We start from the raw sequence: 21,584 nt of genomic DNA on the forward strand, positions 1-21,584 counted from the left end.
TTGTCATAGAAAAAGGAAGCCAAATAGCTCCCTTTTCACACGTTTATCAAAAATGGGTGAAGAGACTTCTATCGTTCAATAGCTACTATGCAATTGTTAAAAAAGGGCATACGTATCCCGTTAACAACTGCATCATGAAAAATCGCACGACAAATATAGATATAATCTAAAAATTTTGCGCGCGTAGCTAAAGAACATTTCATCTCATTCACTCCTTTCGTACGGAATTTAATACTTACTTCTTTATTATACTTCCCCGATTTATGTTTGAATAGTCATTTTTCTGAAAATAATGAAGATAGACTAAACATTTCAATAAGTGACATCAAATCTTACAAAACTGTTATGTTCACGTAATGGAAAGCGATAGTACGAAAAGATGCCTCCCTATACAATAAAGATGTAAACAAGAGAGACAAAAACAAGGAGGAAACAATCATGATGAAAGAAATCGTAAAAGCAATCTTTGAGGTATTAGTGAACGGACAAGCAGTTGTAAAAGAACTAAACGAACTATAAAAGGGAGGAAAGAACTATGATGAACATGGTAAAAATGATCTTACATGCTTTAGTTGATGCGAAAGCAGTTAGCCATGAATTAAACCAACAATAAAAAGGGGTATATGAATATGAAGAAAGCCATTATTGTAATCGCAAGTACAGCAATTGCCTTATACACAATAAAAAATAGAAAAAAGAAACAAAATGAAAATGCTCTATATTATCCATACACACTATTAAAGAAAAAATAAAAGACAAGGTACCCTATTACAATGAGGATATCTTGTCTTTTATTTTTCCCTATTCCCTTTAAAGGATTTCCTTCTCCTTTTCCCGAATGTATTAAGCGGGATTTTTACATATATTTTAAAGGGGCATATACAAATGGATACACAACAACTATATTTTTTAAACGATATCGGTAAACAAAAACCAGAAAGCATTCGGAACAGAAGCGCTGCATGTCCTTTTTGTGACAGAGAAAATTTAACGGATATTTTAGCAACTGAGGGCTCTATTATTTGGTTAAAAAATAAATTTCCTACATTAAAGGATACCTTTCAAACCGTGCTAATCGAAACAGATAATTGCGAAGACCATATCGCAACATATACAGAAGAACATATGAGAAAACTAATTCGCTTCTCTATTCTCCATTGGTTAAACTTACAGGAAAATGAAGAATTCACTTCTGTGATTTTATACAAAAATCATGGTCCATTTTCAGGCGGAAGTTTGCATCATGCACATATGCAAATTATCGGAATGAAACATGTAGACTATCTTGAAAATATTGAGGAAGCAAATTTCCAAGGGGTAATTGTTCAAAAAAATGAACGCATTGAACTCAATATTTCAGAGCGTCCTATTATCGGCTTTACTGAATTTAATATCATCATTGAAGATATTGCATTTATAGATGAAATGGCCAATTATATTCAGCAAACTGTACGTTACATACTGACAGATTTCCATAAAGGATGTAGTAGTTATAACTTATTCTTCTATCACTTAAACAGGAAAATCATTTGTAAAGTTGTTCCTAGGTTTGTCGTTTCACCGTTGTATGTAGGATATAAAATACCGCAAGTTTCTACAAAACTAGAAGATGTAAAAATACAACTAGCGCAGTATTTCACGAAAGAAAAGGATGAAATTATTCATAAAAAAACAGAGTAGGTATAGAAAACCTACTCTTTGATTACACCTTTATTTCGATAGTATACATCCTCTAATCCGATGTTATACTTCATATTGTTATCCGTCCACTCTGGTCCTAAATTCCCTGGCCATCCAGATGTATTCGCTATATATTTCAGTAATGCAAAATCAGTCAAACCTTTTTGCACCCCGCGCTTATAACCTTTCATTAAATGCGGCATTGCAATTTGCGCATTTGTACGTGGATCTTTCAGCTCTTCATCAGTTAAATGATCTGGCGCAAGCCCACCACCGCGGTGTAATTGAAACAATCCGAATGAAGTTCCGTTATCTCCAACACTTCTTGGATTTAACCTACTTTCATGTTCGGCAATTGTAAGAGGTATCCATTCCGGAAGGTTTACGTTCTTTGCTTCCTCTATAATGATTTGTTTCATCTGTTTTGCTTCTTCTGAATCAACATAGCTTGTTTCATTCATTAGCTTACCCATTCCTTCAGACTTTCCTTGGAAATATAAATACACTCCAAGAACAACTAAAAATCCTACAAAGAATTTCTTCACTACCTCTACCTCTTTCTCCGCTGAAATTTGTCCCCTTTCAGCCTTCCTTTTACAATTACCAACACTCTATCATTCTCTTACCTTTCAATCATAGCAAATTACTATACATATTATCATCATGCTTTAGACCGATTTTGCGAAAAAACATATGGTAAATACGTGCAAAAATGTAACTTACATGGACTATAACTTATTTTTTGTATATAATTGTAAATTGAATTCTATATATAGAATAGGAGCATAAATAAATGAAAAAAACTCTACTAATCTTTTTCAGCATTTTACTACTCATTCCTATACATACCTCTGCACAAACATCATCAAAATCAAAAGTACTCGTTTTGTATAGTACAGAAGACAACAAAATTACAAACAATGTACAAATCCTTAATACTCAGTTAGGGCACTTTACAAAAAATATAACAGTAAAAAGCTTAAAGGAAGTAAAGGAAAGTACTGAATCATCTTCTTATACACATATTGTTTATATCGGAGAGAAAAAAGAAGATTTTTCTATTGCAGCAAAACAATTTCTAGAAAACTTCTCAGGTCCCGTATTAGTTTTAGGACAAAATGTTGAACAATTATCTAATCGTTTTTCTTTCATTACCTCGAAAGAAACCGATATACGAATTCACACTATAGAATATCCGACTAACCAGTTAAAAAATGAATTACATGAAGAACGCTTAATGAAGAAAATTGAAACAAAAGGAACAACTCTTGCTTACGCCTTGAGTGCTGATGGAACTCATCCGTTAATCATTCAGCAAGGAACATCCTATTATGTTGCAACTCCAAACCTTTTCGATTGGATGTCTCATTACGTCGGTGAAATGTTATTTTCTTATTTCGGACAAAAACCTGAAACAAATAAAACTTCAGCTTATTTACGCCTTGAAGACGTTCATCCAGCTGTAGATGTAAAGCAATTAAAAGAAATCGCTGAATTACTAAAAGAGAAAAAGCTCCCTTATATGATTACGGTTATCCCTGTTTACAAAGATCCAGACACAGGAAAAACAGTACATTTAAAGGATAACTCTGAATTAATCGATGTTTTACACTTTATGCAAGATAATGGTGGCTCTATCGTTATGCATGGTTACACACATCAGTTTTATGATAGTGAAACTGGCGAAGGTTTTGAATTTTGGGATGTAAAAACAGATCAACCAATTCGCCAACCGAACCATGAAAAACCAAAGACAAAAGAAGATTTTCATTCTACAGAAGACTATAATAAATACGTAGAAAACGGAAAATCCTTCGAAGAAAAATATATTAAAGATCATATTGAAAAAGGGATTACAGAGCTTGTAGAAGCTAAATTATATCCAGTTGCCTTTGAAGCTCCGCACTATACAATGTCTCAAAAAGGATATGAAATACTATCACAATATTTTTCAACTTATGTAGGACAAATACAACTAAACGATACAACTTGGAAATCAATGCACTCACCGGCTTATATAAGTACACCGTCATTTTTACATGGGATGAAATTAATTCCTGAAACTGTTGGCTTTATTGAAGAAGGTAAGCCACAAGCTATAGCAAAAATGAAAGAACGTGCTTTATCTATCACTAAACTATCTGATGGAATTATCAGTGCATTTTATCATCCTTACTTGGGCGTTGAACCATTAAAAGAAGTATTAAAAGAACTAGAAAGTATTCCAAACATAGAGTGGATTGATTTACAAAAAGAAACGAATGAAGTAAAAATGAAAGATATTCATATTACTACTAATAAAGACGGCATTCACGTTGAAAAACCAACAAGTGCGAATGACATAATTGATTATATAAAACAATATGGGTTCTTCCTTATAATTGGGTTCATTATAATTGTCTTTCTTTTATTATTAAGACGTGCGAAAAAATTAGAGTCATAAAAAAACACCAAGCGAGATGCTTGGTGTTTTTTTATGACTCACTAACTTTATAAAATCGCACCGTATTCGCATATATTTGCTCAGTAACTTTCTCTACTGATATTTTTTTTATTATACTAATTTCTTGTAATACATCTTTTATCATATAAGGATGTGTCATCGTATCCTTCTGAAATTCCCACGGCCCATCTGTTTCTACCATCATATATTCAAGCGGATAATACGAAACGATTTTTCTAATTTTCTCCTTATGTAAAACATCCGGTGTGATAGAAATATAATAACCGTTCCTCATCATCCGTTTCATTGTCTCTTCACTTCCTTTAAACCAATGAAAGTGTGCACGCGAAACTTTATATTCTTCAAGTAAATCACATACAGTGTCAGTATCTTCATAAACCGCATGCAATATAATTGGTAAATCGTATTTACTAGCTAGTTCCACAAACTTTTTTAACACCGCTATGTATGGATCAATAGCAATATTTTCATCTTCTTTCCTTAAATAATATGGGAGTCCCACTTCACCAATCGCAACAATTTCATCTACATGATCTTCAATTAATTTATAAATTTGCTCACATTCCTCTTTATGAATCGGCTGTTCCGGATGAAAACCTATTGCTGGATGTACAAAAGGATATCGCTTTGCTAAAGATAAAGTTTCTAGACATGATTGATAATTCATAGATACCGCAATAAGCCCTTGTATCTCTTTACTGTTTTCCACATCTATAAATAATCTACTTTTCTCTTCATTCTTATATTGATCAACATGTATATGACTATCAATCAATTTCATCTTTATGCCCCCATAAAAAAAACAAGAAAGGGTCTTCCTTCTTGTTTTATGATCTATATTAGTTAACAATTAAATTTGTTATTATATCAAATAATCCAATACATACTACGGCAACAGTAAAGTAGCTACAGAAATCTTTAATTGGAAACTTCACTACTTCTTCTTTACGCATCCCAGTTTTCTCCCTTCTTAATATATCCCTAATTATTTTTTATCTATTTGTATCTATTATGCAAAAAATATGACAAAATTACTATCGAATTAACTTACGTAAACCTTACAATGTTGTAAGGTTTGAAAAAAGAGCCTCATCTAAATAGAGATGAGGGCTATTAAAAATTAGTTGGTTTTTCATTCTTCATTAACATTACAAACAGAAAGTGATACAGTAAGACTTTCTAGTTACACTATATGAAATTTACTATATTTTAACCATCGAATTACATTACAGAAGACTTACATGTTTGTAAGCTATGTGTAATGTAATTCGATAGTTTCCCTTACCTATATTTCGTACAATAAAGTTAGAAAGTAAGCCAAATAAGAAGAACACTCACATAACCAAATTACATTGCTAGTAGCCGACTCTTCTTATACCTTTCACTTATGCTACTACAATGTACCCCCTTCCCCTTTATATAATAAGAAAAGCCTTAGTCCATATGGACTAAGGCTTTTTCACGAACCTAAAATACCCCTACCTAGTATTTTTATTTTCGACAAAAAATAGGCGGGGGTATAATTCGCTATCTCATCGTTAAAAGTTTACTCTTCGCATTAATAGGAATATTTCCAGCTTCAATTTCTTCAATTGCCTCGCCGTAGCGTCCTTTTGCGTACACCTTTAATGCTTCATCTCTCTTTAACATATGCTTAACAGTCTTCTTTATTTTTTGTTCTCTTCCACGTTCATCAAATGCAATAAATTCATATTCATACCATTCATCACCGACATGCTGACCAATCGCATCCACAATTGTATAGTATTCTTTCGTCGTATAAAGCGGATTATATTTATCAATAACTGGTCCAAGTTTCGTAGGTAGTAATACTACTACTATCACTACCATAGCTATTACAGTAGTAATTATTTTTTTCTTCATAATACTGATCTTCCTCCTCTGCAGGATACTTATACATCCATTCTAAAGAGCAGGAATTTAATCTACCATTCAATCCCATTACATTACCCTTACATTTTTGTAAGAATAAAGTGAAACTTTAATCAGTGGGGGTTTACGGGCAGTTGATCTCCCACCTAACTTCTTTGCTCCAGCTGAATTTTGAGGTGGGAGTTCTACTGCCCGTTAATGCGGGATAAAAAAAGATGAACGAATTTTCTCGTTCACCTTTTAGCTTGCTTTAAAGCCACCGCCAAGTACATCACGCACATCGTGAATGACAACGAAGGCATCTTCATCAACTCTACTAATAACTTGCTTTAACTTAACAAGCTCTTGTTTATTAATAACGATATATAAAACTTCTTTATTTTTACCAGTATATCCGCCGCGTCCTTCTAATACAGTGACACCGCGTGTCATGTTTTTCGTAATAGTCTCTCGAATTAAGTCTGGTTGATTTGAAATAATCGTAACAGCTGTTTTTGTATCCATACCTTCCACGATGAAATCAATTACTTTCGCTCCGACAAATACGGCTACAAGTGTATACATTGCCTTTTCTTGTCCTATTATAAATACAGAACCCGCAATTACAACGATATCAATAATAAGTACGCCTTTACCAACGCTCCAACCTAAATATTGATTTGCTAGTCGAGCTAAAATTGCCGATCCTCCTGATGTACCTCCAGCTTTGAACATACAGCCTAATCCGATACCTACAAATACACCAGCAAATAAAGCTGCTAGTAACGTATCACTATTTACTTGATATTCGATATGTTCTGTAACATATAAAAACAAAGATGTTTCCACAATACCTATAATTGTGTAAACCATCGTTTTCTTATCAAAAAATTTATAACCTACAGCTAATAAAATTGCATTCAAACCAAAATTCACAATTCCTGGTGACCAATCAAATAAATAGTACGTAACAACCGTTAAACCAATAATTCCACCCTCTGATAAACGGTTTGGAATTGCAAAGTAATTAATACCAATTGCGAATAATAATGAACCAATTGTAATTAGTGTTATTTCCTTTATACGTTGATTAACCATAGTTCATACCTCCCCCCATTTGACATTGTATCACTATCTCCTAGAGGTTTAGAAGTTGTTTTTATTCCGCATTTTCCCTCACAAAGACCAAGATATTATGTTTAAACAAAGGGGTGATTAATTATTCATATTCGCTCTAACTGTACGGACAAAGCGCTCCACATTCCCACTCTGAATATACTTAGCTCTAATGGTTTCACGATTACAAGTACATTCGAAATATGGACGGAAATCTATGTCATCTATATGCAAATATGAATACTCTTCAAATATCGCAGGATAGCACGGAAATTTCCCGTAAAACAGAAGACGTCTAGTAGTGGCAACAAAAATCCCATGTTGATAACATAAAGTAAAGTCATCCTTTTCAAATATCCCTACGACAAACGCTAAAATCTTTTCGTCATCCTCTACATATTTTTTCATACTTAATAAAAGTTCATTCATGCATATCCCTCCAAATTCTATTCATTGTTTTAACACTTGAAAAGAATCCATGGATTATTACAGACCGGTGTAACTCTTTTATAAAGTATGAAACGCGTTTCCTGTCAAAGACATTTCAAAAAATAATCCGTTATGTGATTATACACATAACGGATAAATACTAAACCGTCGAGCGTTCCACAAGTTTATACGGAATTTCCATCTTTTCTTGTTTAGAACTTTCATCACTTACTTGCCTATAAAACATTTCAAAAGCCGTCTTACCTATTCCCTTTAAATTTTGGTCAATGGTTGTCAGTTGTAAAACTTGAGAAATCGGTTGATTATCAAAACCAATAATCGCTAAATCCTCAGGAACTTCAATACCTAATTTTTCAACTTCTGTCATGATCCCAATAGCAACTTCATCTCCTGCCACTATTAATGCTTCAGGAGGATTCTCCATCTCCTTGAATTGATGTGCAACTCTTACACCATCTTCTAACGTAAAGCATTCTGTGAAAATCCGATCTTCCATCACTTCTTCATCTATTAATTGTAGCTGTTGTTTATAAGCATCAAAACGTTTCTTACTACTTGGCCCTAACTTTCTTCCCGTACAATATCCAATCTTCTTATAACCTTTTTCAATAAGGTAACTCATCCCTAATTGAAAGGCATTAAAATGATCTGTATATACACTCGATATGCTTTCAATATCATTATCCTCACAAGCAATAACCGCCCCATACGCTGCATAAGGCTCTATAGTTTCCCACTCATTGGCACGAGAACAAATGATAAGACCGTCTAGTTGCTTTGTTTTCAACATATGTAAACTTTTCATTTCTTCTTTTTTATTGTAGTTCGTTTGACAAAGAAGCACCCTGTAATTATGAGCTAACGCAACTTCCATCATTCCACCCACCATCGCATCAAAAGACGGATGATTAATATAAGGTAAAATCACGCCAACAATATTCGTCTTCCCTTTTGATAAATGAACAGCATTTGCATTTTGCGAGTAATTCAATTTCTCAACTATTTCTAAAACAACTTTCCTTTTTTCTTCACTTACATATGGATGATCATTTAATACCCTCGAAACAGTCGTAACTGAAACCCCAGCCATCTTTGCAATATCTTTAATATTAGCCATACACTCACCTCTACTTTTAACTTAATGAATCACATGAACATATGTCAAATCTTCTCATCATGACACTTTCATTCGTTTTTCTTACAAAAGTGTAATTTTCCTGTAAGCTAATTCGATAGTGACTCTCCGCAACATTTCATATAATTAAGTCAGAAACAGGGCAACAACCATTTGAAAAGGAGCGGATCTATATGATGAACAAAATGAAAACGAACAATTTCTTAAATACAATGAGCTTGGTATTTTCCGCTCTTATCGATGCAAAAGCTGTTGCTTCTACATTAAACAAGTAAGGAGAATGCATTATGAACAACATCACTTTTAATAAATTAGATTTTTTAGGACTAGCTAGCGGCACGGTTCTTCTTACTGCTTTCATTTACGCTGCTACACTATAACTTTGTGTCCCCTTTCCCCTTTATATAAATAATAATAAAAAAGACGACCATCTATACCCGGTCGTCTTTTTTAGCTTTGATTCGGCTGCAAAACTTCCTTTAGTTCTTCAAACTTTGCATTTAATTCATCTGTCATCATCTTCATAGCCGTTTTTCGATCTATTTGTTCTTCAGCATCGATTTGAATTGGGTCTCCAAAAACTAATCGCGCTTTTTTTCCTTTTATCAATTCTTTTATACTTGATGGACCAACATAAGCTGCCGGTATTAACGGAACGTTAGAACGCATTGCAATCGTAACAGCCCCAGCTTTTAGTGAAACGTCTTCTGATGACCTCGTCCCACTCGGGAAAATCCCTACTACTTTTCCTTCTTTTAATAAACGTGATGGAATTTTTAATGTGCTTGGCCCTGGATTCGCACGGTCTACAGGGAATGCATTTACATTTTTAAAAAACCAATTTTTAAATTTCCCTTCAAACAATTCTTTTTTTGCCATGTAATGAATTTGGGTTGGGTACATTCCTGCCGCTAGCATTAAAACATCCATAAAACTTGTATGTGTACACGCAACAACGTAAGGGCCATCTTCCGGTAATTTCTCTCTCCCTTGTACTTCTACCTTCCCAGCCATTTTAAATATATATTTCAACGAAAATGTAATTGGTTTATACATTTGTTTCGTTCCTTTCTGAATATCCGAAGTATAATCATTTTCTTACAACGATTATAACACTAAGTTTTAGGAGTTGGTAATAAAAATAAGTATTTATTGTTAAATTTCAATTCTTACAAAAGTGTAATTTTCTTGTAAGCTAATTCGATAGTGGCTCCCTCCACTATCTTATACAATTAAGTCAGAAAGTAACAACAACCATTTGAAAAGGAGCGGATCTATATGATGAACAAAATGAAAACGAACAATTTCTTAAATACAATGTGCATAGTATTTTCCGCTCTTATCGATGCAAAAGCTGTTGCTTCTACATTAAACAAGTAAGGAGAATTTATAATGAATAACATGACTTTTAATAAATTAGATTTTTTAGGACTAGCTAGCGGCTCGATTCTTCTTACTGCTTTCATTTACGCTGCTACGCTTATATAACTTTGTGTCCCCTTTCCCCTTTATATAAATAATAATAGAAAAGACGACCGTCTATGCCCGGTCGTCTTTTTAATTTTTTCTTTCCTTCAAGTCTTTTAAAAGCTGTATCAGTTCAGCTTGTTGTTTTATATTTTTACGACCGTTTCGATTAATTGCTGCAAGCTCGCAGGCAACTCCAGCAGCAAAGAAAAACAATAAACTTTCTAACATATAAAATCCTCCAGTTGCCTATTAAACAGCTTGACGCAATTGCTTTTCTTGCAAAATTTGTTTATTTATATTTTCTTCTTTTCTCTGACAAACATTATTACGAATAAGCGCTGCAATAACAAATAATGTTCCTACAATATCAAATGTCGTTATTTTATACCCTTGTATCATCATAATAACTAACGTAGTAATTGGCACAAAGTTAATAAATAAAATACCATTAATGGATGATAAGATTTTCACACCGTAGTTCCAAGCAAGTAGTGCTACGATACCTGGTAATGTCATCATAAATAACAAATCATACTTCACAATAGAAATCGTTTCCATACTTGGAACAGACACATATCCAAGCACTGTAATGACTACAGTTATAATCCCTGTGACAGTTGTACCCAATACACACGTCAAAGTAGAATAGCGTAATGTTGACCAATCGCTACACGTTTGACCACCCATCGTATAAATTACCCATCCTACAACACCAACAAATATAAATGCTAGCGAAAACATGTTATCTTTCAATGTTAAAAAGAAACTCATATCACCTTTCGTAATAACAAATACAGCTCCTACAAATGCGATAATCATGCTCGTTATCATATACTTCTTCGGCTTTATATTTTTATATCCCCATAAAATACAAATTGAAATCATCGGCATAAGCGCCTCCATAATAGAAGCTACCATCACACCTGATTTTCCCATTAACATTTGTCCTAGAAAAATTAATACATTATATACAGTAAACGCCATTGTTCCAAAAAAGACGAGTAACTTTCCTCTTCCTTCTAAGCGAAATGCTTTCTTTCCTTCTTTCATTAGCAATAATACAATCAGTACAATTGCTACCGCCCCATAACGAATAAACGAAAAATAAAACGGATCTATGTATTCTAGCGCATGATCAGCAACCGGAAACATCGCTCCCCATGACATACTTGCAATTAAACACGCTAAAGCACCTATTATCATTTGACCTTTTCTCACCACAATCCCCCGCTTCTTTCTATTTGCACAAGGAGAATTGTAAAAGAAAAAATATATCACGTAAAATGATTCAAAATGATGTTAACTATCATTTATAATGATAGTTAACATCAAGGGGGAGCATAAAATGGAATTACGAGACTTACAAATCTTCCAAAGCGTTGCCGACCGCGGTAGTGTAAGCGGCGCAGCAAAGGAATTAAATTACGTACAATCAAATGTAACCGCACGTATTAAACAATTAGAAAACGAGCTGAAAACACCTCTCTTTTACCGTCATAAGCGAGGCATGACTTTAACAGCTGAAGGAAGAAAAATGCTCGTTTATGTTCATAAAATTTTGCAAGATGTTGAAGAGCTAAAACAAGTGTTTTTAGATAGTGAAACACCATCTGGCATATTAAAAATTGGTACAGTCGAAACAGTCAGTACATTACCTACCATCTTGTCTTCTTACTATAAAAGCTATCCAAATGTCGATTTATCATTACAAGCTGGTCTAACGGAAGAACTTATTAGAGAAGTACTTGATCATCAATTAGATGGCGCCTTTATATCAGGTCCTATTAAACATCCACTAATTGAACAATACGATGTTAGTACTGAGAAATTAATGCTTGTTACACAAAATAAAGCTTTTCATATAGAAGAATTTACTACGACGCCCCTACTCGTTTTTAATCAAGGATGTGGATACCGTTCCAAGCTTGAACGATGGCTTAAAGATGAAGGTTTGCTACCAAAAAGAATTATGGAATTTAACATATTAGAAACTATATTAAATAGCGTAGCGCTCGGTCTTGGGATTACACTCGTCCCCCAGTCTGCGGTGCAGCACCTTTCTACAGCAGGTAAAGTCCACTGCCATCCAATTCCGGAGAAATACGGCAGTATTTCAACTGTTTTCATACGCCGTAAAGATAGTTACATGACCAATTCGATGCGCAGCTTTTTAAAAACAATTAAAGAGCACCATCATATCAATATGCTTTGAAGGACATTCTTACATGAATGTCTTTTTTTCTTACAAAAGTGTAATCCTCCCGTAAGCTAATTCGATAGTTGCAGGCAGCCATATTTCATATAATTAAGACAGAAAGCAGGGCAACAACAATTCGAAAAGGAGCGGATACGCATGATGAACAAAATGAAATCAAACAAATTTTTCAATACAATGGGCATGGTGCTATCCGCACTTGTCGATGCAAAAGCTGTTGCAACTACATTAAACAAATAAGGAGAGATTATAATGAACAACATTACTTTCAAAAAATCAGACTTTATCGGACTTGCAAGTGGAGCTACTCTTCTTACAGCTTTCATTTACACACTTGCTCAAAGTCTTGTTTAACAATTCGTTTCCCCAAACCCCTTTATATATAGAAAAAGCTGCTCGTCTTATAGACAAGCAGCTTTTTAGTTTGTTTCATATATAATTTGGCCTGTTTTCGTAATATCGTATCCGCCAATCGCTTTTAACTCATTATGAAATTCTTCCGATTGCAGAATGTCTTTCATAACTTCAATAAGCTCTTCGTTTTCTTTATTCTTCAAAACTACTAAATCATACTGTTCTTTCATTATCGGAATAAAGTCTACATTTACAATTTGCGAAACCTTTTCTGACCCTACTCCAACATCAGCTTTTTCGTTCGCAACTTGCGAAGCAACACCAAGATGATTTGATTCTTCCCATTCATATCCACTAATATGTTCTTTATTTAACTTTTGAATTCGTAATTGTTCATCCACTAGCACCCTAATACCAGAGCCTTTTTCTCGATTCACAAATTTTATAGAGGATTGGGATATATCAGCCCACGTTTTTATTCCTTTCGGGTTCCCTTTTTGCACATAAAACCCAACATTTCTTGCCAATAAATTAATCATAATACATGGTTGTCCAACTAAAATACGCTTTACGTAAGGAACATTATACGTACCCGTTTCGCCATCAAACAAATGCAGACTAACGATACTTCCTTCTCCTTGGTACATCTTCACTAAACTCGTTAAACTTCCTTGATATGCTCTTAATATATTAGAATTGGGTAAACGATTTTCTATATGTTTTGCCAACATATCTAACGTTAGTTCTTGACCACTAATGATGCGTGTATTCGAGGTACTAATTTCGTCCTTCTTTACAGGAGTAAATTGCATCTTACCTGTTTTCATTTGCTTTATATATTGTTCTAAATCAGCTGCATCAATGCGCATTTGTCTACCAACTCTATAAGAAGGCAGTTCTCCTTTTTTAATTAGGTCGTATACAGTTAATTTTGATACTTTTAATCGCTTTGCTACTTCTTCCGTTGTGTAGGAATGATGATCCATAGACGATTCCTCACTTTCTTCCTTCATTGTAACAAAGAAAAGAATATTTCTCCTATTTTTTAAAAACAACTCAATCGTTTAAATTATATTCAATTATAACTAGTTATATTTAGTTATATTTAGTTATAATTGAATATATCAAAACGAAAGGGGATTTTTTTATGAACAAATTCACATTACGATCCATCGGGGCACTTATACTTTCTTTCCTTCTTATATTTAGTGCTGCTTGTACAAGTGGGGAAAAGAAAGAAAAGTCAGCTGCTAAAGAGGGACAAACAGTCGAACTGACTATCTCAGCTGCTGCTAGCTTACAAGATGCATTAAAAGAAATTGAAAAACAATATAAAGAGAAAGATCCTAATATTAAACTCTCTTTTAACTTCGGTGCTTCTGGTGCACTTCAACAACAAATCGAACAAGGTGCGCCTGCCGATTTATTCTTCTCTGCGGCAGAAGATAAATTTCAAACTCTTGTTAAAAAAGGATTCATTAATGAAAAAGAAGGGAAAAATCTTCTTGGAAATGAACTAGTTCTAGTCGTCCCAAAAGATAGTTCTCTTACAAAAATCCAAGATTTAAAAAATGAGAAAATCAAGAAAATCGCACTTGGTACACCTGAATCAGTACCTGCTGGGAAATATGCAAAAGCTTCTCTCACACATGAAAATCTTTGGAATGACATTCAAAATAAAATCGTATTTACAAAAGATGTTCGCCAAGTGTTAACATATGTAGAAACAGGTAATGTCGATGCTGGTATTGTATACAAAACAGATGCTCTCATTTCAGACAAAGTAAAGATTGGCGAGACGGCAGCTGCTACTTCTCATGAACCAATCCACTATCCTTTAGGCGTTATAAAAGAATCGAAGCATAAGAAAGAGGCGACTTCATTTTATGAATATTTGCAGTCAAAAGATGCACAATCTATCTTTAAGAAATATGGATTTACAGTCCTATCATAATTGCCATGAGCTTTGATGATATTTTGTCACCTGTCTTTCTATCTTTACGAGTAGCTGCATGCGCCACCATTATCGTCACAATTTTAGGAACGATTATCGGTCGGTCACTAGCACGCTCCTCATGGAGATATAAAGTAATACTAGAAACTATTTTCTTATTACCAATGGTTCTTCCGCCAACTGTAATCGGCTTTTTTCTCATTATTATTTTTGGAAATAGCAGCCCCATTGGAAAGTGGATAGAATCGTTATTTCAGCAGTCCATTATGTTTACATCTACTGCTGCTATCATTGCTTCTACAGTTGTCGCATTTCCGCTCATGTATCAATCAGCAAAAACAGGATTTTCCATCGCGAATGTGCAAATTGAAGATGGTGCGCGCGACCTTGGTGCGAGTGAATATCAAGTTTTTCTACACGTTACACTCCCACTTGCATTCCCCGCACTACTTAGCGGTATGATTTTAAGCTTCGTTCGCGCACTCGGGGAATTTGGTGCTACTTTAATGTTTGCAGGAAATATACCTGGCAAAACACAAACGATTCCAACTGCAATTTATATGGCTATTGATGCAAGTAATATGCAACTCGCTTGGACTCTTGTCATCATAACAATTAGCATGTCATTACTATTTTTATTATGTATTCAAATCATTAACAAGCGAATTACCACTTCCTAAAGCAGTTTTCGACAAAAGCTGCTTTTTTTATTTCCCGAAAAATAAAATGACCTAACTAATGACTGAATTTTATTTCTTATTTAAATATACATTTTATTTGAATTCACTTTCTAAAATAGGTAATTTCCTGTTATTATATGAAAGTGTTTCAAAAAGTGAAGAAATGAAAACGCATTTATATCGTAAGTTCTTCATCCTGTTTTAGCGATCGGTAATCTTCTACTCTATTAGTGGGGCATTACCGATCGTTAGAACGATATGTAATTATATTGGTATAGAAAACCGAAGGGAGTCTTGTAATGGACATTTTATTAGCGCTTCTTCCTGCAATCGCATGGGGAAACATCTTATTAGTAAGCGTAAAAATGGGCGGTGGTGCATATAGCCAAACGGTAGGTATGACAATCGGTGCTCTATTCTTCGCAACAGTTATGTATGTATTTACTCAACCAGCTTTAACAATGACAGTCTTGATTGTTGGTTTTATTTCAGGTTTATTCTGGGCTTTAGGACAAGTAAACCAATTAAAAACAGTTGAAAAACTAGGTGTTTCAACTACTGTAACGATTTCTACTGGTATGCAACTTGTTGCAACTTCTATCTTTGGGGTTATCGCTTTCCGTGAGTGGACTACTACAACAACGATTGTTCTGGGAACGATTGCAATCCTATTAATCGTAGTTGGTGTTGTATTCACATCACTAGATGATAAAGAAAATGCACAGCCACCAGGACAATTGAAAAAGGGACTTCTTACTTTAATTGTTTCTACTTTCGGTTATCTTGTATATGTAATTATTATTCGTTGGTATAACATTGATGGTTGGTCTGCTATTTTACCACAGGCAGTTGGTATGTTCGTTGGTGCGGTTGTACTGACGTCTAAACATAAACCATTTAACAAATATGCAATGCGTAATGCTTTATCTGGTTTACTATGGGGAACCGGAAACTTATTCTTACTTCTTTCATTACCACGTGTCGGAGTAGCGACAAGCTTCCCATTATCTCAAACTGGAATCGTTATCTCAACATTCGGTGCGATTGTCTTCTTAGGTGAAAAGAAAACAAAACGTCAATTGATCTTTATTGCACTAGGTAGTGTTTTAATTATCGGCGGCGCTGTATTGCTTGGTATGACAAAAGCATAAACTTATATTCTATTAATAAACCCCTGAGGCATATGTGTCCCAGGGGTTTTTCCGATTTTAATTATTTTCTAAATATAATTATTTACATGCACTTGCCCTTTATAGTTCTTCTTCCACTCTAGCAAACCAGCTACACATATAAAGAGATTAATAACAGCTAGTATTAGCATGACATATAAACCAGTGGAAATATAAATTACAATGCTAACTACATTATACAAAATCCATAAATGCCAGTTTTCTAAGATTTTTCGGCTCAGCATAAATTGAGCTACTAATCCTAATACAGCATTTAAAGCGTCTAAATATGGACTTGTTGATTCTAAATAACGGACTTGATAATAGCCCCAACCAACCCAAGCAACTAAAATAAAAAGTATATAAATAATCCATCCTTTCAAATCTAAGCGAACTGTCGGTTTTACCTTCTCCTCCCCACTACGCGCAATCCAGTAATACCAACCGTACACATTAAATATAAATTGGAAGGCTGCTAATATTGCCATTGCGTATAAGCCTTGTGTAGTGAAAATATACAGAAATACCGCAACTGTAATCATCCCAAATAAAAAGTTTGATACCTTTTCCCTTGCAAGCAACCAAACATTAATAATCCCCATAACCGATGCGAAAATTTCAATATAACTTGATCGGATATAGAACCCAACTAATATGCAAATAATACTAGAAATGAGTAAAAAAAGTGGACTTCTAACCATATTTATCTCTCCCCAGATATGTAATAAACTCCCTATCAACAGTATAAGAAATAACTCTTATACTTACTATAAATTTTCTCCTGTAAAACTCCCCACTCATCTATTCCACTTACGATAAGCCGTTTCTTTTTACAAAATTCTCTTAAAAATGGTATCGTTTTTTATAACATATTCTCATCAGAAAGGAATAAAGGATATGCCTAATACACATCGAATTTTATTTATTGGTGCCGGTCGTATGGCAGAAGCTATATTTGCTGGACTACTTACAACAAGTAAAGAATACATCGAAGAAATTATTGTCTCCAACCGAAGTAACATAGAAAAACTAACGCAATTACAAACTCAATATGATCTATCGATTACAACAGATTGGAAACAGCATATTAAATCTGTAGATACAATCGTTTTAGCAATGCCGCCTGTCGCACATGAACAGCTATTAGCGGATCTATCCCCTCTTCTAACTAATCAATTTGTCGTGACAGTTGCTGCCGGAATCGGACCATCTTATCTAGAAGAAAGACTTCCCCAAGGGACACCTGTTGCTTGGATTATGCCAAATACTGCTGCTGGAATTGGAAAGTCTATCTCCTTATATACGACGGGACATTCTGTAGATGAAACACATCAAGAAACGTTACAACTTCTTTTAAAAGGTATCGGTACCTCACAGTTTTGTACCGAAGAGGAAGTTCACCAACTTACCGCAGTTACTGGTAGTGCACCCGCTTTTCTCTATCACTTTGCTGAAGGTTTAATTGAAGCAACGAAAAGCTATGGTATTGATGAGGAAACAGCAAAACACCTTGTCATTCAAATGATTGCTGGCTCTGCCGCTATGCTCCAGCAAAATCAGGATCCAGCTATGCTCCGCGAACAAGTAACAACACCAGGAGGTTCAACGGCTGAAGGCTTAAAAGTTCTATATGAAAATAATTTTTCAGAAGTTATTCAACAAGCAGTTGAAGCGACCAATAAAAAAGCTAGGGGGAATTAATATGACTTTAACAAGTTTAAACGACTATACAACATTACATAACGGCGTGAAAATGCCTTGGTTCGGCTTGGGTGTTTTTAAAGTTGAAGATGGTACAGAAGTAATTGATTCTGTAAAAGCAGCTATAAAAAATGGATACCGTAGTATCGATACTGCTGCGATATATAAAAACGAAGAAGGCGTTGGACAGGCAATTCAAGAATCTGGTATTCCTCGTGAAGAGTTATTCATCACTTCAAAAGTGTGGAATAGTGATCAAGGTTACGAGTCAACACTACAAGCATTTGAAACTACATTAGAAAAATTAGGTCTAGAATATTTAGATCTATATTTAGTACATTGGCCTGTAAAAGGAAAATACACTGAATCATGGAAAGCTTTAGAGCAGCTTTATAAAGATGGTCGTGTTCGTGCTATCGGTGTGAGTAATTTCCATATTCACCATTTGCAAGACGTATTTGAAATTGCAGAAATTAAACCAATGGTTAACCAAGTGGAATACCACCCACGTTTAGCACAAGAAGAATTACATGCCTTCTGTAAAGAACATAACATCCAGCTTGAGGCTTGGTCACCATTAATGCAGGGGCAGCTACTTAATCACCCAACATTACAAGAAATCGCTACGAAATATAATAAATCGACTGCACAAGTTATTTTACGTTGGGATCTACAAAATGAAGTTGTAACAATCCCTAAGTCTATTAAAGAACACCGCATTATTGAAAATGCAAACATCTTTGACTTTGAATTAAGCTCGGATGATATGAAAGCAATTCAAGCTTTGAATGAAAATCATCGCGTTGGTCCAGATCCAGATAATTTTAACTTCTAGTAGGGAAACCACTGCCATATGCAGTGGTTTTTTTATTTTTAATAAAACTGAAAATTTAAACTATATTCCATTTGATTGACACTTCATTATCTAAGGTGTAAGATTTTGAATTATCAAAGAAACACAAAAATTAATAAAATTTATTTGTTTACTCATTGTATCAAGAGAGGTGGAGGGACTGGCCCTTTGAAACCTCGGCAGCAGGTTCATTTTGAATACTGTGCCACTTCCTGCAAGCTTTGTGCTTGAAAGATAGAATGAGGGACTTCGTTTATATACGGGTGCATAACTTGTACGTAAAAATCCCTCTTTCTCAATACGAAAAGAGGGATTTTTTGTTTTTCATTTCCCTCATCATCATCCAATCTTATTAACTATTTAGGAGGAAAATCAAATGAAAAAGAAGTTTGTACCCGGTATTGCATCAGTTGTAGGAGTAAGTATTTTATTATCTGGTTGCGGTAGTTATAAAAACGAAGCGAGCGGAGCAAATGCAAAAGATGAGGCACCTAGTAAGCAAGTTTTAAACTTATCTTCACCTACTGAGATTCGAACAATGGATACGGCTCGTGCTACAGATACTGATTCTGGTCAAGTAATGAGAAACGTATTTGAAGGTTTATACAATCTTGGTGAAGGCAATAAACCTGTTCCTGGCGTTGCGAAATCTCATGAAGTAAGTGCTGATAAAACGAAATACACATTCCATTTACGAGATTCAAAATGGTCGAACGGCACACCTGTAACAGCGAAAGATTTTGTCTTCGCTTGGCAAAGAGCTGTCGATCCAGCAACAGCTTCTGAATATGCTTTTTTATTCCTGGATATTAAAAACGCTAAAAAAATTAATAGCAAAGAACTCCCATCCGATCAACTTGGTATAAAAGCAGTTGATGACCATACGTTTGAAGTAGAATTAGAGCGCCCTGTTCCGTATTTTATTAGCTTAACGGCGTTCCCAACATTTCTACCAATCAACGAGGAATTCTTTAAAGCACAAGGTGATAAGTACGCTTTAGAAGATAACAAAATCTTGTACAACGGAGCTTTTACACTAAGCGATTGGAAGCATGAACAAAGCTTTAAATTTAAGAAAAACCCTACCTATTGGGATAAAGATAATGTCAAACTCGAAGAAATCAATTTCAACGTTGTGAAAGAGAAATCAACAGAAGTAAATTTATTCGAATCCAAACAATTAGACCGTATAAAACTAACATCTGACTTCGTTGATAAATATAAAAAGGATGCTAACTTTAAAGAACGTCCGAACGTAGGGGTACAGTTTTTACGTATGAATCAGCAAAACAAAGTACTTCAAAACGTTTCTGCACGCCAAGCAATCGATCAAACAATTGATCGAAAATCTTTTGTAAATACGTTATTAAATGATGGCTCTACACCAACCTTTAGTCTCGTGCCGAAAAACTTTGCAAAAGGGCCTGATGGAAAAGACTTCCGTACTGCAAACGGCGATTTAACAAAAGTTGATACAACATCTGCACAAGAATTATGGAAGAAAGCAAAAAAAGAACTTGGTTCTGAAAAGATAACATTAGAATTATTAACAAGTGATGGTGACCTTGAGAAGAAAACTGGTGAGTTCCTAAAAGGACAACTAGAAAAGAATTTAGATGGCTTAACAGTAAATATAAAACCGCAACCACGTAAACAACAAGTTTCACTCTTATTAAAAGGTGACTACGAGATTGGAATTGACGGTTGGAGCCCTGACTTTGCTGATCCAATTACATTCCTTGAACTATTTACGACGAATAACCCTTACAATTTAGATCATTACTCTAATAAAGAGTTTGATGACACAATTGAAAAAGTTAAAACTACCTTGGCTGGTGATGAAAAAGCTCGCTGGGAAGCGTTACTAGCATCAGAAAAAATCTTATTTAAGGACTCTGTTATCGCTCCTCTTTACCAAAAAGGAGAATCTTATTTAGAGCGTTCTTATGTGAAAGGCATTGTGCAAGTAGACTTTGCAGGTCAATTAAACTTCAAATGGGCAAAAATTGAAAAATAAAGTGAAACTTTAATCAGTGGGGGTTCTTCATCCCCCACTGATTATCGGCCCCACCAATCGGGCTTTTACAGGCAGTTGATCCCCCCTAACTTCTTTGCTTTCACTGAATTTTGAGGTGAGGATCTTACTGCCCGTTAATGCGGGATAAAATGCAACTTAGATCATCGTGTTCTCACCCACACCCATTGTTTTTTTAGCAAAATATATTAAAAGCAGATTCCCTAATATGAGGAAATCTGCTTTTTCAATATATTATTCCAAGAAATTAACACTCCACTTTTTATTATTGACATATAGTTCTTTCCAGTGTTAATATTCTAAATAATCAAAGAAACAAAATATTTTACCATCAAAATGTAATGTCTACTAAGTTGAAACATATAACGATAGATTATAGTTCAACATGTATATACATATAGAATACCTGATTACCTATATACACATATTTATAATA

The 21,584-nt window shown here is 34.5% G+C and carries 25 protein-coding genes and 1 riboswitch; of the genes, 13 read left to right on the plus strand and 12 right to left on the minus strand.

Annotated elements, in window-relative coordinates; all coding sequences use genetic code 11:
• Positions 1–68 precede the first annotated feature (68 nt).
• The gene (locus JFT89_RS30575; protein WP_000650295.1) at positions 69–203 is read right to left on the minus strand and encodes an RAxF-45 family protein; all 135 of its coding nucleotides are present in this window, start codon (positions 201–203) and stop codon (positions 69–71) included.
• 420 nt (positions 204–623) lie between these two features.
• On the opposite strand from JFT89_RS30575, the gene JFT89_RS02210 reads away from it, so the two are divergent.
• Positions 624–752, plus strand: a complete 129-nt coding sequence (locus tag JFT89_RS02210) for a hypothetical protein (RefSeq protein ID WP_002029408.1) — start codon at positions 624–626, stop codon at positions 750–752.
• A 133-nt stretch (positions 753–885) separates the two neighbouring features.
• The gene (locus JFT89_RS02215) at positions 886–1,680 is read left to right on the plus strand and encodes a DUF4931 domain-containing protein (RefSeq protein WP_002063487.1); all 795 of its coding nucleotides are present in this window, start codon (positions 886–888) and stop codon (positions 1,678–1,680) included.
• Between the two features lie 11 nt (positions 1,681–1,691).
• Here the strand turns inward: JFT89_RS02215 and JFT89_RS02220 are convergent, their stop codons facing one another.
• Positions 1,692–2,225 (minus strand): transglycosylase SLT domain-containing protein, encoded by a 534-nt coding sequence (locus JFT89_RS02220; protein ID WP_002063486.1) that lies wholly within the window; start codon positions 2,223–2,225, stop codon positions 1,692–1,694.
• 248 nt (positions 2,226–2,473) lie between these two features.
• Here JFT89_RS02220 and JFT89_RS02225 point away from each other — a divergent pair, with 248 nt between their 5' ends.
• Positions 2,474–4,123: a DUF2334 domain-containing protein gene (locus JFT89_RS02225; RefSeq protein WP_002063485.1), complete on the plus strand. Its 1,650-nt coding sequence runs from the start codon at positions 2,474–2,476 to the stop codon at positions 4,121–4,123.
• A gap of 31 nt (positions 4,124–4,154) precedes the next feature.
• On the opposite strand, the gene JFT89_RS02230 is transcribed toward JFT89_RS02225, so the two are convergent.
• The 5 genes from JFT89_RS02230 to JFT89_RS02250 all read right to left on the minus strand — a co-directional run bounded on the left by JFT89_RS02230 (position 4,155) and on the right by JFT89_RS02250 (position 8,699).
• Positions 4,155–4,925: a TatD family hydrolase gene (locus JFT89_RS02230; RefSeq protein WP_016095116.1), complete on the minus strand. Its 771-nt coding sequence runs from the start codon at positions 4,923–4,925 to the stop codon at positions 4,155–4,157.
• 746 nt (positions 4,926–5,671) lie between these two features.
• The gene (locus tag JFT89_RS02235; protein WP_002009906.1) at positions 5,672–6,028 is read right to left on the minus strand and encodes a YxeA family protein; all 357 of its coding nucleotides are present in this window, start codon (positions 6,026–6,028) and stop codon (positions 5,672–5,674) included.
• A 249-nt stretch (positions 6,029–6,277) separates the two neighbouring features.
• The gene (locus tag JFT89_RS02240) at positions 6,278–7,114 is read right to left on the minus strand and encodes a YitT family protein (RefSeq protein WP_002009911.1); all 837 of its coding nucleotides are present in this window, start codon (positions 7,112–7,114) and stop codon (positions 6,278–6,280) included.
• 117 nt (positions 7,115–7,231) lie between these two features.
• The gene (locus JFT89_RS02245; RefSeq protein ID WP_002139893.1) at positions 7,232–7,561 is read right to left on the minus strand and encodes a PH domain-containing protein; all 330 of its coding nucleotides are present in this window, start codon (positions 7,559–7,561) and stop codon (positions 7,232–7,234) included.
• Between the two features lie 160 nt (positions 7,562–7,721).
• Entirely contained in the window at positions 7,722–8,699 is a 978-nt protein-coding gene (locus JFT89_RS02250) for a LacI family DNA-binding transcriptional regulator (RefSeq protein WP_002009913.1), read from the minus strand.
• 305 nt (positions 8,700–9,004) lie between these two features.
• On the opposite strand from JFT89_RS02250, the gene JFT89_RS02255 reads away from it, so the two are divergent.
• Positions 9,005–9,097, plus strand: coding sequence for a DUF3948 family protein (locus JFT89_RS02255; RefSeq protein WP_012260201.1), 93 nt, complete (start codon positions 9,005–9,007; stop codon positions 9,095–9,097).
• A 70-nt stretch (positions 9,098–9,167) separates the two neighbouring features.
• Here JFT89_RS02255 and JFT89_RS02260 read toward each other — a convergent pair whose 3' ends face one another.
• Positions 9,168–9,773 (minus strand): lysophospholipid acyltransferase family protein, encoded by a 606-nt coding sequence (locus JFT89_RS02260; RefSeq protein ID WP_002063482.1) that lies wholly within the window; start codon positions 9,771–9,773, stop codon positions 9,168–9,170.
• Between the two features lie 336 nt (positions 9,774–10,109).
• On the opposite strand from JFT89_RS02260, the gene JFT89_RS02265 reads away from it, so the two are divergent.
• Positions 10,110–10,205 (plus strand): DUF3948 family protein, encoded by a 96-nt coding sequence (locus JFT89_RS02265; RefSeq protein WP_002124767.1) that lies wholly within the window; start codon positions 10,110–10,112, stop codon positions 10,203–10,205.
• Between the two features lie 69 nt (positions 10,206–10,274).
• Here JFT89_RS02265 and JFT89_RS02270 read toward each other — a convergent pair whose 3' ends face one another.
• A complete protein-coding gene (locus tag JFT89_RS02270) occupies positions 10,275–10,415 on the minus strand; it encodes a YrzO family protein (RefSeq protein WP_002063481.1) in 141 nt (46 codons plus the stop codon).
• A 21-nt stretch (positions 10,416–10,436) separates the two neighbouring features.
• Positions 10,437–11,405 (minus strand): DMT family transporter, encoded by a 969-nt coding sequence (locus tag JFT89_RS02275; protein ID WP_002167140.1) that lies wholly within the window; start codon positions 11,403–11,405, stop codon positions 10,437–10,439.
• Between the two features lie 127 nt (positions 11,406–11,532).
• Here JFT89_RS02275 and JFT89_RS02280 point away from each other — a divergent pair, with 127 nt between their 5' ends.
• Both JFT89_RS02280 and JFT89_RS02285 read left to right on the plus strand, forming a co-directional pair.
• Positions 11,533–12,399 carry a LysR family transcriptional regulator gene (locus JFT89_RS02280; RefSeq protein WP_002063480.1) on the plus strand — a complete coding sequence of 289 codons (867 nt, stop codon included), beginning with the start codon at positions 11,533–11,535 and terminating at the stop codon, positions 12,397–12,399.
• Positions 12,400–12,654: 255 nt separating this feature from the next.
• Positions 12,655–12,756, plus strand: a complete 102-nt coding sequence (locus tag JFT89_RS02285; RefSeq protein WP_016095112.1) for a DUF3948 family protein — start codon at positions 12,655–12,657, stop codon at positions 12,754–12,756.
• A 65-nt stretch (positions 12,757–12,821) separates the two neighbouring features.
• On the opposite strand, the gene JFT89_RS02290 is transcribed toward JFT89_RS02285, so the two are convergent.
• Complete coding sequence (locus JFT89_RS02290) at positions 12,822–13,769, minus strand: helix-turn-helix transcriptional regulator (protein WP_201039410.1); 948 nt, start codon at positions 13,767–13,769, stop codon at positions 12,822–12,824.
• Between the two features lie 134 nt (positions 13,770–13,903).
• Between JFT89_RS02290 and modA the strand changes: the two genes are divergently transcribed.
• The 3 genes from modA (at position 13,904) to JFT89_RS02305 (ending at position 16,541) form a co-directional block, all read left to right on the plus strand.
• A complete protein-coding gene (gene modA / locus JFT89_RS02295) occupies positions 13,904–14,710 on the plus strand; it encodes a molybdate ABC transporter substrate-binding protein (RefSeq protein WP_002063478.1) in 807 nt (268 codons plus the stop codon).
• A 5-nt stretch (positions 14,711–14,715) separates the two neighbouring features.
• On the plus strand, positions 14,716–15,390 hold the full coding sequence (gene modB / locus JFT89_RS02300; RefSeq protein ID WP_002063477.1) for a molybdate ABC transporter permease subunit: 675 nt from the start codon (positions 14,716–14,718) through the stop codon (positions 15,388–15,390).
• A 299-nt stretch (positions 15,391–15,689) separates the two neighbouring features.
• Positions 15,690–16,541 (plus strand): GRP family sugar transporter, encoded by an 852-nt coding sequence (locus tag JFT89_RS02305; protein WP_000353554.1) that lies wholly within the window; start codon positions 15,690–15,692, stop codon positions 16,539–16,541.
• Positions 16,542–16,609: 68 nt separating this feature from the next.
• Here JFT89_RS02305 and pnuC read toward each other — a convergent pair whose 3' ends face one another.
• Complete coding sequence (gene pnuC, locus JFT89_RS02310; RefSeq protein WP_201039411.1) at positions 16,610–17,260, minus strand: nicotinamide riboside transporter PnuC; 651 nt, start codon at positions 17,258–17,260, stop codon at positions 16,610–16,612.
• Positions 17,261–17,456: 196 nt separating this feature from the next.
• Here pnuC and proC point away from each other — a divergent pair, with 196 nt between their 5' ends.
• From proC to JFT89_RS02325, 3 genes are all read left to right on the plus strand, one after another.
• Complete coding sequence (gene proC, locus JFT89_RS02315) at positions 17,457–18,260, plus strand: pyrroline-5-carboxylate reductase (RefSeq protein ID WP_002063473.1); 804 nt, start codon at positions 17,457–17,459, stop codon at positions 18,258–18,260.
• 1 nt (position 18,261) lies between these two features.
• A complete protein-coding gene (locus tag JFT89_RS02320; RefSeq protein ID WP_002063472.1) occupies positions 18,262–19,095 on the plus strand; it encodes an aldo/keto reductase in 834 nt (277 codons plus the stop codon).
• Between the two features lie 154 nt (positions 19,096–19,249).
• Positions 19,250–19,354: riboswitch (SAM riboswitch) on the plus strand.
• Between the two features lie 135 nt (positions 19,355–19,489).
• A complete protein-coding gene (locus tag JFT89_RS02325; RefSeq protein ID WP_002009939.1) occupies positions 19,490–21,130 on the plus strand; it encodes a peptide ABC transporter substrate-binding protein in 1,641 nt (546 codons plus the stop codon).
• Positions 21,131–21,584: the final 454 nt, after the last annotated feature.

The sequence above is a fragment of the Bacillus sp. TH25 genome (genome assembly GCF_016650935.1).
GTDB classification, from domain to species: Bacteria; Bacillota; Bacilli; order Bacillales; family Bacillaceae_G; genus Bacillus_A; species Bacillus_A mycoides.